Here is an 18,009-nt window from a genome sequence, read left to right as displayed (position 1 = left end):
AACGGATAATTATTTTAAGATTTGTTAAGTCATTTTTATGCTTATAGATTCAACGCTTTCTGATAAGCGTTTTCCAGCCCGTCAAGATTTTTTCCTCCTGCTGTAGCAAAGCCCGGGTTTCCGCCGCCGCCGCCCTGGATTTCTTTTGCTAAATCTTTAATCAATGCTCCAGCCTGGTAAATTCCTGCCAGATCATCGGAAACACCAACGGTAATCATCGGTTTTCCATCTGCATCAGAGAGGATAACCGTTATAGAAGTCGGGATTTCTTTCTTCAACTGGAAGACGATGTCTTTTATAGAACCTGCATCTAAAGAAGTTCTTTTTACCAAAAGTAATTTATCGTTTTTTTGCTCGTAAGCTCCTTTCCAGTCGCCGATTTCCCCTTTTGCCTTTTCTTTTTTCAGCGATTCAACTTCGGATTTCAATGCCGTATTTTCTTCGATTAATTTTTCGATAGACCGTACCACATCTCTGGATTTCAATAACTGGGAAAGTTCAGCGATCTGTTTTTCCAGGTTTTTGAAATATTCCTCAGATTTTTCGCCGGAAATCGCTTCAATCCTTCTGATTCCCGCCGCTGCGGAACCTTCGGAAACGATTTTGAAGTGGCCGATTTCAATGGTGTTTTTTACGTGGGTCCCTCCGCAGAGTTCTTTTGAGCTTCCGAACTGGATCATTCGTACACTGTCTCCGTATTTTTCCCCGAATAGCGCCATCGCCCCTTTATCCATCGCTTCCTGAATCGGAATATTCCTGAATTCCTGCAAAGCAATGCTTTCTTTGATTTTATGGTTTACTTTTTCTTCTACCAGAGCCAGTTCTTCTTCTGTCATCTTGCTGAAATGAGAGAAGTCAAAACGAAGGTAATCCGGACCTACAAACGAACCTTTCTGCTCAACATGGGTTCCTAAGACCTCTCTTAAAGCTTCGTGCAGTAAGTGGGTTACGGAGTGGTTGGCCTGGGAATTTTTCCTGTCATCGGCATTCACTTTTGCATAGAAAAGCGCTCCGGCATCTTTCGGAAGCCCGCTGATGAGAGAAACGATCAATCCGTTTTCCTTCTTTGTTTCCAGTACTTCAAAACTTTCAGAAGCATTTTCAAGGGTTCCCTTATCACCGACCTGCCCGCCGCCTTCCGGATAGAAAGGAGATTCACTCAAGACCACCTGATAAAATTCACCGTCCTTATTCTCTACTTTCCGGTATCTTGTAATATAGGCTTCAGATTCCGTTTTATCGTAGCCTACGAAGTTTTCGTCTCTTTCTTCCAGCGTTACCCAGTCATATACTTTCTGGGCGGAATCTTCTTTGGAACGTAACCTCTGCTTTTCTTTTTCAGCTTTAAAACCTTCCTCATCAATGGTAAGGCTTTTTTCTTCAGCAATAATCCTCGTTAAATCATCCGGGAATCCATATGTGTCGTATAATTCAAATACTTCGAGGGTTGGTAGTACCTTCTGTCCGTCTGCAATGGTCTGCTGGATCAGTTTTTCCACCCTGATCAGTCCGGTTTCAATGGTTTTAAGGAATGATTCCTCTTCGCTCTTAATCACTTCGGTAACAAGGGTTCCCTGTCTTTCCAGTTCCGGGAAGAAAGGCCCCATCTGTTCCTGCAGCACTGCAACCAGCCGGTAAAGGAATGGTTCTTTCATATCCAGGAAACGGTAAGCATAAGAAATCCCCCTTCTTAAAATTCTTCTGATCACATAGCCGGCACCTCCGCTTGCAGGAAGCTGTCCGTCTGCAATGGCAAAAGCAACCGCCCGGATATGGTCTACCACCACGCGGATGGCAATATCTTTTTCGTCTTCTAAAATCCCTGTATATTTTTTACCTGAAAGTGCTTCCACTTTAGAAATCAGCGGAGTGAAAACATCAGTGTCATAGTTGGAGGATTTCCCCTGAAGTGCCATACAAAGACGCTCGAAGCCCATTCCCGTATCTACATGCTGTGCGGGAAGTTTCTCTAAGGTTCTGTCTGCTTTCCTGTTGAATTCCATGAATACCAGGTTCCAGACTTCCACTACCTGGGGATGGTCATTGTTAACTAGTTCCAGTCCTGAAACCCTGGCTTTTTCTTCCGGAGTCCTCAGGTCCACGTGAATTTCAGAGCACGGCCCGCACGGCCCGCTTTCACCCATTTCCCAGAAATTGTCTTTTTTGTTCCCGTTGATAATGCGGTCTTCGGAAATATGGGATTTCCAGAAATTATAAGCGTCCTGGTCTCTTTCCAGATTCTCGGAAGCATCCCCTTCAAAAATAGTGACATACAGGTTTTCTTTCGGGATTCCGTAGACTTCCGTTAACAATTCCCAGGCAAAAGCAATAGCATCCTTTTTAAAATAATCACCAAAGGACCAGTTTCCCAACATCTCAAACATCGTGTGGTGATAGGTATCCCTGCCCACATCATCCAGGTCATTGTGCTTCCCTGAAACCCTCAGGCATTTCTGGGTATCGGCAATCCTCGGGGCAGTAGGCGTTTTATAACCTAAGAAAAAATCTTTAAACTGCGTCATCCCTGAATTGGAAAACATAAGGGTAGGGTCGTCTTTCAGCACAATCGGTGCAGAAGGAACGATAAGGTGGTCTTTACTTTTAAAATAATCTAAAAATTTCTGACGGATCTCTTGTGATGTCATAAGTATAGGTATTGCTTTGCTTTAAATCAATTTTTGATAAGATGCAAATTTAATATTTTTAGATGGTTTTATATCAAATATTTGATACTTTGCATCAACACAGGTGAAAATAAGATTCTTCATAAATGAAATAAAAGTTTTAATGAATGACCCTATTAAGTAAAACCTTCCCAAAATAGCAATAATAAATGATGGGTACAATTAAGATGGTTTGCTTTTTGATCCCTGAATAGTGGTATTAACAAAAGAATAAGATCAGATATGAAAGTATTCATCAATAAAAGAATTCCTGAAACGGGAATCAAAATGCTGGAAGAGGCAGGCCTGGAAGTTTTCATTCCTGAACATGAGAACTTATCCCATGAAGAATGGCTGGCCTACTGTAAAAGCCATGATATGATTTTAAGTGTCGGATCCGATTTTAAATATGATAAGGATTTTTTCACCGAATGCCCGAATATAAAAGCGATTGCCCTGTATTCCGTCGGTTTTGACCATGTGGATATTAAACAGGCGGATCAGAGAAATATTCCGGTCGGGAATACACCCGATGTATTAAGCAAAGCGACTTCCGATGTGGCATTTCTCCTGATGCAGTCAGTGGCACGGCGCGCAAGCTATAATTTTGAAAAAGTAAAAGCCGGAAACTGGGGCGATTTTGATCCGCTTCATGCATTAGGCCAGGAACTCTATGGTAAAACACTCGGGATTTTCGGATTGGGAAGGATCGGGATTGAAATGGCAAAGAAATCAAAGGCTGCCTTTGATATGGATATTATTTACCATAACCGTCATCAGAATGAAGAAGCGGAAAAAGAGCTTAATGCCCGGTATGTCTCTTTTGAAGAATTAGTTGCAGAATCCGATGTGCTGAGTATTCATGCGAATTTCAAACCTGAGCAGCAAGAGCTGTTCAACCGTTCCGTTTTTGAAAAAATGAAAGAGAATGCTATTTTTATCAATACGGCAAGAGGCGGATTCCATCACCAGAAAGATCTGTATGATGTCCTTACCGAAAAGAAAATCTGGGGGGCCGGACTGGACGTTACGAATCCCGAACCTATTTTCAAGGATGATCCTATTCTTGAACTTTCAAATGTCTGCGTTCTTCCGCACGTTGGGTCAGCTACGATGGAATCCAGAAACGGAATGGCCAAGCTGGCTGCCGAAAACCTCATCGCAGTTTTCAAAGGCGAAAAAATGCCGGCATGTGTCAATCCTGAAATATATTCTTAACACCGGCAGTGATTTGGAATTGTTTTTGTTGAGAGTAAACCAACACTAAATATAATTATTATGCCTGAAAATAGCGAACAAGAACAGGAAAGAAGATTAGAGCAGAGAGATTACCAGCCTAATGAAGACATTTTTAATCAGGAAGAACATATTCCTGTTGACGGTGACGGCAGACCCGTTTTTAACGAAGATACGGATGATGACGATACCTTGGATAAAGGCCTTGACATCCCCGGCGTGGACCGTGAGGCTGGAACCGATGATATCGGTGAAGACGAGGAAAACAGTTATTGGGGCCTCAGTGATAATGAAGACGACCATGAGGAGCAGAACGATGATCTGATCCGTTAAGCCGACAGATAACGATATATTATAACCTTACTCTTACAGTAAGGTTTTTTTATTACCCCATATTTATTATCAGGCTGATTATCATGTTAAGCCAGATTAAAAATTTCGCTATCGTTTGGCTTAGGTACATTCTATGACTTATTAATTCATTGCAGAATCAATTTTTGTGTAATAGTATCAATTATAAAATTGAGTCTGAAAAAGACCGAATATACAAAACCATCAGCCTTTATTTTTCGTATATATTATTGAGCAGGAAACCAACTGATATACTATCATCATGATAGACATTATCATTGTACCGTTCTTGTAATTTAGTGTGAAATTTGCATAGTTATAATGCACTTTAGAAAGATCACCAGACTGATAGTATTGCTTTAATATTTAAAATGAAATGAATAAAAAAATAAAAATGAAGAACATATTAGTATTTCTCGGAATCATTCTGGGAATAGCCGTATTTGCTACCGGTTGCGGAGATTCAAAAAGAATAAAGGCAGCTGAAAATACAAAAGAAAATGAGACCATTATGGACAATAAAAATGTAAAGGAAATTTATTTTGCAGGAGGATGCTTCTGGGGAACCGAACACTTTTTTCAACAGGTGAGAGGAGTAGTAGGTACAGAGGTCGGATATGCCAACGGAAACACCAAAAATCCAACTTATGAAGAGGTCGTAAGCCACAGTACGGGATTTGCCGAAACGGTGAAAGTAAAATATGATCCGGAGCAGGTAGATCTGAAACTGCTGATTGATTTGTATTTTAAGACCATCGATCCTACCAGCATCGACAAGCAGGGAAATGACAGGGGAAACCAGTACAGACCGGGAATTTATACTTCAGATCAGGAAACTCAGTCCATTGTAAAGACAGAAGTTGAAAAATTGGCCAAAAATTACAGTAAGCCTGTGGTTGTGGAAACGGTTGCTCTAAAAAATTTCTATAAAGCGGAAGATTATCATCAGGATTACCTGGACAAAAATCCGGGCGGATACTGTCATATCGAGCCAGGATTATTTGAAATGGCCAGAAACGCCAACCCGATGCCTAAAAAAGAAACAAAATACCAGAAGCAGGATAAAAAAGCTCTGAAAGAAAAACTGACTTCGGAACAGTATAAGGTAACGCAAGAAAACGGTACTGAAATGCCTTTTAAAAATGAGTATTGGGATGAAACCCGTGAAGGGATCTATGTGGATATCACTACCGGAGAGCCTTTGTTTATTTCTACTGATAAGTTTGAGTCAGGATGCGGATGGCCGAGTTTTTCCAAGCCGATTACCAAAAAACTGGTAGAGGAAAAATTAGACAAAACAGCGGGAATGACAAGGGTTGAAGTAAGAAGCAAAACCGGGGATGCGCATTTGGGACATGTATTCAATGACGGACCGGAGGATAAAGGCGGACTTCGATACTGTATCAACAGTGCTTCGCTGAAGTTTGTTCCGAAAGCGGAAATGAAAGCAAAGGGATACGGAGAATATATTGCTCTGTTGGATAAAAAATAATTATAGTGTTTAAGTGAAAGTGTGAGTGATTGAAGGACTGCCGAAAGGCGGTCTTTCTCTTTTTAATTCAACTGAAATCTTTATTTGATGCTGAGCATGAAAATATTTAAAAATAAAAGGAATCCGAAAATAATATAATAAGATTGCTTTGGAATTTGGTTAATAAAAGTTTCCGGTTTAATTAAATTTAAAGAGGTTTTTTCTTTGTAATATCCTCCTCCTACAACGCCTCCACAAATAGGATCCATTTTTTCATTTGGATTTTTATAGATATGAACGGCAAAGAAGTGATGTGTTTTTTCTATATCAACTCCGTAAGTTTCCTGTTTTGCCAGTTTCATCGCATCAATTAGGGCGATAAAATCCTGATAATTATTTTTATCACCAATTACAAATTCAATTCCGCTTTCTTTTTTGTTTCTTATCTGAAGCTTTTTCAGTTCAGCAACGTAAAATTGTTGATTTTTTAAAGCGGTATTAGGTTTTACATTAATCTTTTTGTAATTCCAGTTTCTGAAAGGTTTAAAGCTGGCACCGGAGTTTTCCATTCCTTTTCTGATTTTTGCAGGAATCCCTAGATCTACTATGGTATATGGAGTATGAATCCTTTGACTTCCATAATACCAGAATAAAACCGGAATCAGCAAAGCGCTGATCAGTCCCGGAACATAATATATTTTCTTCATGGATCTCGTTTTTGATAAAATTAATGAAAAATTCAATCCGTTCATTTTTCTGTATAAAAAACGTGATCCGGTTTCCGGATCACGTTTAAAAAAACAATCTTCACATATGAAGTTGGTATCTTTAATATTTTACTCAGGAATTTACCAGTCTCTTTTTCTTAAAATCCAGTATGATCCAAAGATAAAGATTCCACACCATACCAGACAGGCAATCATGCTTTCCGTAGGATAGTGGAATTCGTACTTCATGCCCATCATCTTGGCCATATTCAGTCTCATCATCGGATTGGGAATAAGGCTTGACATACTTTCCAGCGGTAAAAGATGGGTGACAAAAAAGTCATTCTGAAGGATATCATTTCTTTGAGGGCCCTGCATTCCTTTCACTTTGGTATATACCTCTACCGCCGTTAAAATCCCTTCAACAACCCAGAATACAAACAGGGCAAGAAAAACAAAAACCGATTTTCTCAGTAAGATGGAAAGAAACATCAGGAAGCAGAAAAAAGTGAACAGTTTCACAAAATAGTTCCCGATGAAGAAAATTTCGCTGAAAACCGTTTCAGAGTCAGTTGTTTTGGAATATTGATATCCTAAAAACATCGTAATGGCAAACACTACTAAGGTTGAAACAATGGTAAAAATAGCGATGATCAGCAGCTTGGAGCTGATGAATTCTTTTCTGCTCAGTCCGTCAATCGTGTTCTGCTTAAACATCCGGTTGCTGAATTCCTGGCAGATGGAAAACACAATGATCAGCCCCAGAAAGATTTTAAGTAATGCGACGATATAGGTGGTGAAATTCCATATTTCCGGAAAATTATAAATTCCTTGTTCTTTCAGATTGATGGTTCCTCCCAAAAGGTCAAAATCAACCAGCCCGATAAAAAGCAATGCAATAAGGATGGCAAAATACAGTGCTGTAAAAATCTTGAACGGTCTGTAGTTCAGATTTTTATAATATTCCAGTTTTAATAGTTTGGTCATGATCAGTTAGTTTTTTTTACAAGTTCAAGGAATTGAGATTCAAGAGACATTTTTTTCTTGTTTAAATGAGACAGGAAAATCCCTTTTTCAGCAAGCTTCTGATTCAGGTTGGAGGCTGAGATTGAAGCATCATCACGGATCTGGGCTTTCAGTACATCACCGTCCTGTTTAACGGCAGTGAACCATTTGAGTTCTTCCAGCGCACTCATCAGTAAGGTATTGTTGTCTGCTTTTAATTCAAAATATCCGTTGTTGGCGGTTATTTCATCCACCCTTCCGGAATAAATGGAATTTCCTTCCTTTAAAACAATCACGTGGCTGCATATCTTTTCAATTTCATCCAGTAAGTGGCTGGCAATGATAATGGTAATGCCCTGTTTTGCAATATTGCTGATGATCTCACGGATCTGGATGATCCCTTCAGGATCGAGCCCGTTGGTAGGTTCGTCCAGAATCATCACTTCAGGGTTGTTGAGCATGGCAGAGGCAATGGCAAGACGCTGTTTCATCCCTAAAGAAAAGGTTTTAAAAGCATCTTTTTTCCGCTCCAGAAGGCCTACGGTCTGCAAAACTTCATCAATCCTTTTCTGAGGCGTCTCTTTAATTTCCGCTACGATTTTCAGATTGGTCTCCGCACTCAGGTAAGGATAGAAATTCGGCTGTTCAATGATGGCGCCGATTTTTTTCAGCGTATCAGGATCAGTGCCTTTTTTCCCGAACCAGTACCATTCGCCGCTCGTAGGGTTAATGGTAGAAAGCAGCATTCCGAAAGTAGTGGATTTCCCGCTCCCGTTCGGGCCCAGAAGTCCGTAAACATTTCCTCTTTCTACATCAAAGGAAATATTGTTGACTACCGTTCTCTTGAATTTTTTAGTCAGATTCTTGACAGATAAAATTTTTTCCATGTAATTTGTTTTACCTTATAATAGTCTCTGCGGGTGGTGAATTGTTACAAAATTGATTAATAAATACTTTGGGCGGCTGTTGCTTTCTGAATCTGAAAGTATCTGAGCAAATCTGTTGCCTGTGCTTTTAAGCCTTTAAAAACATATTTAGAAGTTCTCTATATGAGTTTATTGTATGCCGGACAGCAGAAAACCCTCTTCAGATTTCTTAAAAATCATTATATTTATAATATTAATAGGTTATTATGAAATTGATTGAACTGGCTGAAGAACTTCATGTTTCCGCCGAAGCCATAAAACAGTTTATCCAGGATTTTGATCTGGAGCTGGGCGAATGCATCAGTACAAATTTTGAAGTAAAAAAAGATTTTGAAAAATTTACCCGTGAAAACATAGATTTTTTAAAGCGTTATGAAAAAGATCTCGGCAAAGAAAAAACATCCGGACAAATTGCGGATAAAATCAACCAGCCCAAGGAAAAAGTAGAACAGGCCATTAAAGAAATAACCCCGAATATTTTCGATAACGGCTTTTTTAAATCATCGGTTTCAAGCTATGGGATCGACAATAAACTGGGCGGGAATTATCAGTTTGTCTATAATTATTTCGGGCATACCACAAGCCTGCAGAAAAGAGATTTTATTGGGTACAGGGATTTGTTTTTCTATATCTCCGGCGTTCTGGAACCTTTCATCAATCCGCAGCAGATCAGAGACTGGGGAATCAATAAGCCGGCAGGGATTATTCTGTACGGGCCTCCCGGCAGCGGGAAGATTTTCTGGGCCAAAAAGATTGCGGAAATTATCGGCTATCAATTTAAGGAGGTGAAAAAACATTACCTGGGAACCTCTTTCATAGACGGAAACCAGACCAATTTTAATGATTTTCTGGTGACGATGATGAAAGAAGACAAAGTATTGCTGTTTCTTGATGATTTTGATGACATTATGATGGCCGGAAAAGCTGAAAAAAATATAGCTTCCTGTAACCTGGAAACCCAGGAGGTGATCCTCCATTATATTTCGAAATTCGAACAGGAATATGTTTTAATGGTCGGTTCTGCAACTTCTGTTTCAGATATTGATGAAGAAATCCTGGCTCCCGGAAGGTTTGATGTCATGATTCCGGTATTTCCCCCGAACCTTGCGGAACGGTCGGAAATCATCATGTATTTCATGACCAAAAATCTGGAAAAGGATTCTCTTTTGTATAAAATTTTAAAAAACAGCAAAGCGGACCAGATTCCTTTCTGGCATGACGTTTCCTCAAGAATGAAAGTGTTCAGCAATACCATGCTGATCGATTTTACGCAAAGTTTAAAAAAACGCATCAGACATCTGTATTACAAAACCAGAAATGAAAGCCTGAAGATCGACAAACCGCTTTTGGATGCAGCTCTGAGAGATGCTGCCGGAAAACTGACCGGGGAATACCTGGATCAGATCGCCCTGTTTTTAAGAGACGTAGCCGTTAATAATGCAGACCAGTTCCAATACAGGATGCACGGTCTGAAAACCGAACTGGATTCTTATAAAGCGGTTGAAGAGCCGAGGAGGATTATCGGTTTCCATCATAATGACGAAGAAGACAAAAATGCAGGAGCAAAAAAGGGTTAGTCCTTCAACACAGCTATATATGAAATTTTTACCTTTTGAACGCCTGATCTATAGAACAGATCTGTCTGAGCAGGAATTATTTAGAAGGCTTTCCGACCACGTTGAAACAAAGAAGTTTCGAATAATCCGTACGCATGCAATGAAGGAATATGAAGGTCATGTTAATAATGATAATACATTTGAGATCAGCAGGATTTTAAGATACAGAAATTCCTTTCAGCCCGAAATTGAAGGAACATTTCAACGGAGTAACCATGCGACGCAGATTGAGGTTAAGATGAGACTTAATCTTTTTGTGAGTTTATTTACAATATTCTGGTGCTCCATGGCATTTCTTTTTTTTATCGTCCTGATTTCTTCTGATGCAGAATGGTCTTTTGAAACTTTCATTCCTTTATTCATGGTGTTTTTTGCCTATCTGATGGTATTGGCAGGTTTTAAAGCGGAAAGCAGGAGATCAAAAAAAGATCTCAGTAAAATTTTTGAATCAAGAGATAGGATTGATCCATAACCGAGTGCGCAATAAAGAATATTGGAATAAAAATTTCTTATTTTTGTAAAAAATAAACATTCGTGATTAACAACGACCATATAAAAGAAACCCAATCGAGAATCGGTGACCTGCATAAATATCTTCAGATCGAAAAAAAGAAGATCGAGATTGCCAATGATGATGAAAAAACCGCTGCACCGGAATTTTGGGACAATCCTAAAACAGCGGAAGTATTTTTAAAGCAGCTCCGTTCCAAGAAGAAATGGGTGGAAGCCTATGACGAGATCAATACCCAGTTTGAAGATATACAGGTCTTGGTAGAATTTGCCAAAGAAGACCAGGACTCCGAAAAAGAACTGGACGAAAATTTCCCTAAGCTGCTTGAGAAAATTGAAGACCTTGAATTTAAAAATATGCTTTCCAATGAAGGCGATGAGCTTTCTGCCGTGCTGCAGATTACCGCTGGGGCCGGAGGAACGGAAAGCTGCGACTGGGCCTCAATGCTGATGAGGATGTATACTATGTGGTCTGAAAAACAGGGATACAGAATCCGTGAACTGAACTTTCAGGAAGGTGAAGTGGCTGGAGTAAAAACCGTAACCCTGGAAATTGAAGGTGAGTTTGCCTTCGGATATCTGAGAGGGGAAAACGGCGTACACCGGCTGGTAAGGATTTCACCGTTTGATTCCAATGCAAAGCGCCATACGAGTTTCGTTTCGGTATATGTGTATCCGCTGGTGGATGATACAATCGAAATCAACATTAATCCGGCTGACATCAGTTTTGAAACGATGAGGTCTTCCGGAGCAGGAGGCCAGAATGTGAACAAGGTGGAAACTGCGGTGCGTCTTCGCCACGCTCCAACAGGGATTATCATCGAAAACTCGGAATCGCGTTCCCAGCTCCAGAATAAGGAAAAGGCCATGCAGCTGCTCCGTTCCAGATTATATGAAATGGAACTGGAAGAGCGCCTGAAAGCCCGTAATGAAATCGAAGCCGGCAAAATGAAAATCGAGTGGGGAAGCCAGATCAGAAATTACGTCATGCACCCTTATAAACTGGTAAAAGATGTGCGTTCCGGATTTGAGACTTCGGATGTGGATTCTGTAATGAACGGAAATCTGACGCCATTCCTCAAAGCATTTCTGATGGCCGACGGAACCGCCGTTTCTGATGACGATATGTACCTATAAAAGTCATTTTTAAATTTAGTTAAAATCTTATAATAAATTTCCTTTTGATCTTTATTAAGCTTATTTTTGTTCCTTATCAAAACGTATGGAAGATTTCAATAACTGGAAAGATTTATTAAACCCGGAATTTTATATAGATAACGGTGGTTTTTGGTTAATTCTATTCATTATTTTTGCCGAAACGGGTTTGTTTATCGGTTTTTTTCTTCCGGGAGATTCTTTGCTTTTCGTATCGGGAATTTATGCCGTTAAGATTATTTCTGAAACCTTCGGGTCTACAGGCAGCGATTTTTTAGATACTACCATTCTGGCTTCATGCGTTGCCATTGCGGCAATTATCGGTAATGAAGTAGGGTATTATTTCGGGCTGAAAACCGGTCCTGCCCTGTACAAAAAGAAGGATACTATGCTGTTTAAGAAAAAATACCTGTACCAAGCCCATGACTTCTTTGAGAAAAATGGAGCGCTGGCGATTATCATGGCAAGGTTTTTACCGGTGGTCAGGACGTTCACACCGATTGTTGCAGGCATTGTAAGGATGAATAAAAAGGAATTTCTCAGAGACAATATCATCGGAGCGGTACTCTGGTCGTTTTTACTGATCTTTGCGGGACATTACCTGGATAAACTGTTCATGGACCAGTTCGGAATTGACCTTAAAACAAAACTTGAATTAATCATCATCGTTATTGTTCTCATAACCACGGTACCGATAATCATCAAGTTCTTATTCGGAAAAAAAGAAGACTTTTCGAAATATGAAAATCATAATTTTGATGAGGAAAATAAATAAGGATTACTTTTATATATCTGTTAATAACCTGCTTTCCTGAGCAGGTTATTTTTTTTGATACTGTAAATCATATTAAAACTTCATTGCAGAATATAATTTCATGCAGATTTTATGTGCCTTTAAATCTGATGGATCTAAAAATCAGCTTTAAAAGTTTTACTACTGAATTAAAACAGGCCCTGAATAGCATTTCAAATTAATAGATAGATTATTCCTTCGTCAGAATGATATAGACCTGAAAAATTGATCTCTAATATCTCAATACTTAATCCATTCCAAAATATTGGGATAAATAATGTTGTCTCTTTTCTTTTTGCTGAAAAACCTCGGTACATGTCCGGTTTTCTTCATATAAATGAATTTGTGGGGAATGTTTTGCGCGGTTAATACCGAATCCAAAGCCAATCCCTGTTTCTGATTCACCAGAAAATCGTTTGTGCCCTGGAAAAATAAAGTCGGAACAGGGGAAACATTATAGATCGGACTTGCTTTTTTGAATTCTTCAGAAAGACTTTTACGCTGAAATTTTTCACCGACCACTTTCTGAATCGTAGGTGAAGAATATTTGGAATAAAAGGAATTCAGGTATTCCGGAGAATAAAAATCGGTTGGGCCGCTCAAGGAAATGATTTTTTTAATCTGATCCGGATGCTGGTATCCGTATAACAAAGACAGATGGCCGCCGGAACTTTCCCCTAAAATAATATAATTATCAGGCTGAAGCCCGGCTTTCCCTGCTAATTCATTGAATTTCATAATCACAGACTGAATATCTTCCAGCTGCTGTCTGTAGGTGATTTTTTTTGATTTTGAAACCAGCCGGTAATTCATATTAATGCTCGGGATGTTATTCTTAAAAAGCATTTTCTGAACTTGGATCATATGTTCTTTTTTACCCAGCGTCCAGGCACCGCCATGAACAATTAAAACAACCGGGGAATTTTCAGGGTAACCGGACGGAAGAAAGACATCCATCTTTTGCTTTTTATGGGCACCGTATTTTAAATTGTAGATTTTCTGTTCGTTATCGGTTCCTACCCAAACCCGAAATCTGGTATTGCATGAATTGAGAACAAAGCCGATTAAGCCTAAAACAAAGAAATGGTAGTTAAGAATCAGCTTTTTCATAGAATAAATGTACAGAAAATATGCATAAAATTAAATTTTACAAATATGATATTTGATCATAATCAGAATGAACAGAACTTTTTGTATTGTTTTTGATTAACTGATAAATTATTTTCAAGCAAATAGGGGAATTCTATTAATCTAGATTCTATTATAAACGATGAATATAATTATTTAAAACAATGTTCTGGTAACCCATAAATCGAATTAAATAATTATTTTTGCCTTTAACAATTATTAAAAAAATATTAAAACTTATGGCATCTGGTTTTTTTGCAATTTTGGACGATATTGCTGCTTTGATGGATGATGTGGCGGTTACCAGTAAAATAGCAACACAGAAAACGGCAGGAATCCTGGGCGATGATCTTGCGGTAAATGCGGAAAAAGCAACCGGTTTCCTCGCGTCAAGGGAGCTACCGGTACTGTGGGCTATTACAAAAGGTTCTTTCATTAACAAATTAATCATTCTGCCTGTTGTGTTTTTACTGAACTGGCTGTATGAACCGGCGATTAATTATGTGTTGATTCTGGGAGGATTATACCTTGCTTTCGAAGGGGTTGAAAAAATTATAGAATTCCTGTTTCACCGTGAAAAAAAAGGCCATGAGGTAGTGGAAGAAGCTAAAGAAGAAGATCAAACGCCTGAAGAAATAGAAAAAACAAAAGTGAAATCCGCCATTACCACGGATTTCATTCTGTCTATTGAGATTGTCATTATTGCTTTGGGAACGGTTCTGGAAGAAAAGCATCCTTTCATTACACAGATTTTAGTAACGAGTCTGGTTGCATTTATAGCCACGGTAGGCGTATATGGAATTGTGGCTTTGATTGTAAGAATGGATGATGCCGGGTTTAAGCTGATCAAAAAAAGCAATGACAAAGGGTTCTTCGGAAAACTGGGCCATTTACTCGTAAAGGCTTTACCGATTGTCATTAAAGCTTTGGGCGTAATCGGTACCATTGCTTTAATTATGGTGGCAGGCGGAATTTTTGCACACAGGATAGACTATTTCCACCATATTTTACCATCTTGGTCTTCCAGTAAAATCCTGACCATCCTGAAAGAAGTGATATTAGGACTGGCCGGAGGATTGATCGCAGTTGCTCTTTTCACAATCGGGAAGAAAATGTATACTACAGTCCGCCGATAATCAGTTTTTCTTAGATTTAAAGTTGTAAAAAGCTTATGAAGGCAGTACATTTGAGTCATATTGTTTTCATAAGCTTTATCCGTTATGAGAAGCTTATCCATTGACCTGTTAAAAATTCTGCTGGCATTTTTCGTCGTTTGCCTGCACAGGCACGTTTTGCGGGATTCTTATCCTTCGCTGAGCTATGTGTTGGTCAACGGACTTTTCAGGATGGGCGTTCCGGTGTTCCTGATTATCTCCGGATATTTTTTTTACTTTGTTGATGATGTTTCAAGATTGAAAAAATGGTCGGTCCGGATACTTTTACTGTATATCATCTGGTCGGTTGTTTACTTTCCGCTCTGGAAAGAAGATGACCATTACCTTTTAAACATTCTGTTCGGATATCATCATTTATGGTACCTGATCGGGACTTTTTTCTCAGGCTTGCTGTTATTTGTATTAAGAAATGTACCGCCTAAGTTGTTGATTTTAATTATCTTATTGTTTTTCTGCTGCGGATATGCCATTCAGTTTTTAGGAAATTCACATTATTTCAATGGCGAAATTGATGCTGCCCTAAATGTATTCCCAAGCTACAGAAACTTTTTATTCGTATGTTTTCCGTTTTTGGGAATGGGCTTCTTAATTAAAAAATTAGGGATTGATGTCAGGCATAAACCTTCTCTTGCACTTGTTTTAGCTTCAGCGGGTCTTGTCGTTTTTGAAGCTTTCCTCAATTATACAGTTTTAAAATTAAGTCAGAAAGAAAGTATCGATGTATTGTTTTCTTTATTAATTGCCTGTCCTTTACTGTTTCTGTACTGTAAAAATATTACCGTAAAAACGGATTCTAAAATTCTGGCGAGCATTTCAACCGCAATATATTTATTGCATCCCTTATTAATGCATTTCGTTTACAAATCAACGTATATTACATCATTTCAGAATATAATTTTTACAGTTATTTTGATTCTCGCGAGCTTGATCCTGGTTTTGATAAATAAAATGGTAAAATATCTGCTGTAATGATCACGATCAGACTATTCGCTTTCCTGATTAATTTTCATAATCTTGAAATTCAATCACCTTATTGAGTTATCTATTGAAAGGTCATTGAGGTAGGCCAGTTTTATTTGGCCGGCATCCGCAAACTCGGAATGGTTGAGATCAATTTCTCTTTCTGTTTTTAATTTCTCATAAAAACTTGAAATTCTTTTTTTGTGATTCCCGTTCTTAATATAGTTATTAAAAAACAGTTCAGCTGTTTCTTTATTTGAACAGCACAGCAGAAAATCAATCGGACCTAAGGAATCTTCGCAATGTGTACTGAATTTTGTCCCGTTGTTTTTAAGAAATTCAATGGCGTTCTCCCTGGAACTGAACACTTCAAATATGGGGAGTACATATTTTTTAATATTGTCTGCGATTTCATTCACTGATTTGTCAAAACTCAATCCGGCAACATTCCATTTTTTCCATGTATGGTAAGGCGTAAGATAGCCGAGGTGGTTTCCGTAAATGATCCCGTGGCTAAACTCATTTTTTCTATGTTCAATCTGCCATTTTTTTAAGATTTTAGAATAAATGAGAATATCGGGAATAACCATGATATGGGAAGAAAAGTTTCTGAAATCACTCTGAAAACTGATCTCAAAGAAAATGTCTTTGTCAGAGGCACTTTTTTTAAGCCTTTGGCCTTTTTGATATCTTTCAAAACCGTCAAGCTGATCCGCTACCGCATTACAGGCATTTAAAAATACTGTTTTTGTATCCATTAATTTCATCAGTGTTTTGGGGACTGGGCAAATATAAATTAAAATTCATGGATAAGAAAGGGCTTTTAAAAGCTGTCAAGGCTGTTATTCTCCGCAGAAATTTCTCACCGGTATATCAATGTATAAATATAGCCGGATAATTCAGCTGTTTTTCTGTAAGGTTGATTTGTTTTGAAAATCTGGCATGGGCGGCATCAAAAGCATCAAGTAATTTTGTAAATTCAGGCTGCATTTTGTCTTTTCATTCCGACAGGAATTAAATGATAACAGTAAACAGGCAGATGTTGTTTTCTTCATGGCTTAATTATTTCAGCCAAGTTTAGACTTAACAATGATCCATAAAAAAGGATTCCCGCAAGAATCCTTTATATTTAGTTGAACAAATCTTTCACCTTATCGAAGAAAGTTTTTTCTTTTCCGGAAGGTTCTGCCACCATTTCTCCGCTGCTCATCTGCTTTTCGAAGAAATCTTTCTGCTCTTTCGTCAGCTGCTGCGGCGTCCATACGTTAATGTGGATGAACATATCGCCTTTTCCGTAGCTGTCGATGCTTGGAAGGCCTTTTCCCGCCAGTCTTAAAATCTTTCCGGACTGTGTTCCCGGGTCAATGGTGATTTTTACTTTTCCTCCTACCGTCGATACTTCTTTTTTGGTTCCCAATGCGGCTTCGGCGAATGATATGTATAATTCCTGGTGAAGATTATCACCTTCTCTTTTGATCGTTTTGTCCGATTCCTCTTCAATAATTACCAGCAGGTCTCCCGGAATGCCTCCGAAAGGCGCATCATTTCCTTTTCCTCTTACATTAAGCTGGATTCCGTCTCTTGCACCGGCCGGAATGTTGATTGAGATTTCCTCTTCATCTTTGATAAGACCCTGTGCATTGGCCCCTGCCGGAATTTTATCTGCCACTTTACCGATTCCCTGGCACGTTCCGCAGGTGGTCTGCGTTTGCATCTGCCCGAACATCGTGTTCATCACTTTCAGCTGGACTCCGGAACCTCCGCAGGTAGGACAGGTTTTTGAGGTGGCCCCTTCTGCCATCTTCATTTTTTTAACCTTAATGGTTTTCTGGGTCCCGTTTACCATTTCTTCAAGGTTCAGCTTGATGCGGATTCTCAAGTTAGAACCCTTCACCTGCTGACGGCCTCCGCTTCCGCCAAATCCTCCGAAACCGCCGCCTCCTCCGAAAATATCACCGAACTGGCTGAAGATGTCTTCCATATTCATTCCGCCACCAAAACCTCCGCCGCCGAAGCCGCCGCTTCCGCCAACTCCTGCATGACCGAACTGATCGTATCGGGCACGTTTCTGCTCGTCGCTCAGCACTTCATAGGCTTCTGCCGCTTCCTTGAATTTATCTTCCGCCTCTTTATCACCCGGATTTTTATCAGGGTGGAATTTGATGGCCATTTTACGGTATGCTTTCTTTATTTCGTCGGCTGATGCAGATTTGCTGATTTCAAGAACCTCGTAATAATCTCTTTTTGACATGTTGTTATATGAGTAATTGATAATGGGTAATCAGGAATATTCAAAAATTGCTTATTGCTGAT

Annotated in this window: 16 protein-coding genes; 9 read left to right on the top strand and 7 right to left on the bottom strand. The window is 39.1% G+C overall.

Annotated elements, in window-relative coordinates; genetic code table 11:
* Window positions 1-41 precede the first annotated feature (41 nt).
* The gene (gene alaS / locus H561_RS0106000; protein WP_027386187.1) at window positions 42-2,645 is read right to left on the bottom strand and encodes an alanine--tRNA ligase; all 2,604 of its coding nucleotides are present in this window, start codon (window positions 2,643-2,645) and stop codon (window positions 42-44) included.
* 261 nt (window positions 2,646-2,906) lie between these two features.
* On the opposite strand from alaS, the gene H561_RS0105995 reads away from it, so the two are divergent.
* From H561_RS0105995 to msrB, 3 genes are all read left to right on the top strand, one after another.
* A complete protein-coding gene (locus tag H561_RS0105995; RefSeq protein WP_027386186.1) occupies window positions 2,907-3,881 on the top strand; it encodes a 2-hydroxyacid dehydrogenase in 975 nt (324 codons plus the stop codon).
* Window positions 3,882-3,941: 60 nt separating this feature from the next.
* On the top strand, window positions 3,942-4,232 hold the full coding sequence (locus H561_RS0105990; RefSeq protein ID WP_228372225.1) for a hypothetical protein: 291 nt from the start codon (window positions 3,942-3,944) through the stop codon (window positions 4,230-4,232).
* 412 nt (window positions 4,233-4,644) lie between these two features.
* Entirely contained in the window at window positions 4,645-5,742 is a 1,098-nt protein-coding gene (gene msrB, locus H561_RS0105985; protein WP_027386184.1) for a peptide-methionine (R)-S-oxide reductase MsrB, read from the top strand.
* Window positions 5,743-5,822: 80 nt separating this feature from the next.
* Here msrB and H561_RS0105980 read toward each other — a convergent pair whose 3' ends face one another.
* The 3 genes from H561_RS0105980 to H561_RS0105970 all read right to left on the bottom strand — a co-directional run bounded on the left by H561_RS0105980 (window position 5,823) and on the right by H561_RS0105970 (window position 8,320).
* Window positions 5,823-6,428, bottom strand: coding sequence for a hypothetical protein (locus H561_RS0105980; RefSeq protein ID WP_034761540.1), 606 nt, complete (start codon window positions 6,426-6,428; stop codon window positions 5,823-5,825).
* A 141-nt stretch (window positions 6,429-6,569) separates the two neighbouring features.
* Window positions 6,570-7,415: an ABC transporter permease gene (locus tag H561_RS0105975; protein ID WP_027386182.1), complete on the bottom strand. Its 846-nt coding sequence runs from the start codon at window positions 7,413-7,415 to the stop codon at window positions 6,570-6,572.
* Between the two features lie 2 nt (window positions 7,416-7,417).
* Window positions 7,418-8,320, bottom strand: coding sequence for an ABC transporter ATP-binding protein (locus H561_RS0105970; protein ID WP_027386181.1), 903 nt, complete (start codon window positions 8,318-8,320; stop codon window positions 7,418-7,420).
* A 245-nt stretch (window positions 8,321-8,565) separates the two neighbouring features.
* Here H561_RS0105970 and H561_RS0105965 point away from each other — a divergent pair, with 245 nt between their 5' ends.
* The 4 genes from H561_RS0105965 (at window position 8,566) to H561_RS0105950 (ending at window position 12,415) form a co-directional block, all read left to right on the top strand.
* A complete protein-coding gene (locus tag H561_RS0105965; RefSeq protein WP_027386180.1) occupies window positions 8,566-9,936 on the top strand; it encodes an AAA family ATPase in 1,371 nt (456 codons plus the stop codon).
* A 19-nt stretch (window positions 9,937-9,955) separates the two neighbouring features.
* Entirely contained in the window at window positions 9,956-10,447 is a 492-nt protein-coding gene (locus H561_RS0105960) for a hypothetical protein (RefSeq protein WP_027386179.1), read from the top strand.
* A 62-nt stretch (window positions 10,448-10,509) separates the two neighbouring features.
* A complete protein-coding gene (gene prfB, locus H561_RS0105955) occupies window positions 10,510-11,622 on the top strand; it encodes a peptide chain release factor 2 (RefSeq protein WP_027386178.1) in 1,113 nt (370 codons plus the stop codon).
* Window positions 11,623-11,707: 85 nt separating this feature from the next.
* Window positions 11,708-12,415, top strand: a complete 708-nt coding sequence (locus H561_RS0105950) for a DedA family protein (protein WP_027386177.1) — start codon at window positions 11,708-11,710, stop codon at window positions 12,413-12,415.
* A gap of 258 nt (window positions 12,416-12,673) precedes the next feature.
* Here the strand turns inward: H561_RS0105950 and H561_RS0105945 are convergent, their stop codons facing one another.
* On the bottom strand, window positions 12,674-13,543 hold the full coding sequence (locus H561_RS0105945; protein WP_027386176.1) for an alpha/beta hydrolase: 870 nt from the start codon (window positions 13,541-13,543) through the stop codon (window positions 12,674-12,676).
* A 257-nt stretch (window positions 13,544-13,800) separates the two neighbouring features.
* Between H561_RS0105945 and H561_RS0105940 the strand changes: the two genes are divergently transcribed.
* On the top strand, window positions 13,801-14,697 hold the full coding sequence (locus tag H561_RS0105940; protein ID WP_027386175.1) for a DUF808 domain-containing protein: 897 nt from the start codon (window positions 13,801-13,803) through the stop codon (window positions 14,695-14,697).
* An 84-nt stretch (window positions 14,698-14,781) separates the two neighbouring features.
* Complete coding sequence (locus H561_RS0105935) at window positions 14,782-15,705, top strand: acyltransferase family protein (protein WP_027386174.1); 924 nt, start codon at window positions 14,782-14,784, stop codon at window positions 15,703-15,705.
* A gap of 56 nt (window positions 15,706-15,761) precedes the next feature.
* On the opposite strand, the gene H561_RS0105930 is transcribed toward H561_RS0105935, so the two are convergent.
* Both H561_RS0105930 and dnaJ read right to left on the bottom strand, forming a co-directional pair.
* Window positions 15,762-16,454, bottom strand: coding sequence for a hypothetical protein (locus H561_RS0105930; RefSeq protein ID WP_155845750.1), 693 nt, complete (start codon window positions 16,452-16,454; stop codon window positions 15,762-15,764).
* 371 nt (window positions 16,455-16,825) lie between these two features.
* The gene (gene dnaJ / locus H561_RS0105920; protein WP_027386172.1) at window positions 16,826-17,947 is read right to left on the bottom strand and encodes a molecular chaperone DnaJ; all 1,122 of its coding nucleotides are present in this window, start codon (window positions 17,945-17,947) and stop codon (window positions 16,826-16,828) included.
* Window positions 17,948-18,009: the final 62 nt, after the last annotated feature.

The sequence above is a fragment of the Chryseobacterium gregarium DSM 19109 genome (assembly GCF_000430845.1).
Classification (GTDB): Bacteria; Bacteroidota; Bacteroidia; order Flavobacteriales; family Weeksellaceae; genus Chryseobacterium; species Chryseobacterium gregarium.
This window is presented reverse-complemented; position numbering and strand designations above follow the sequence as displayed.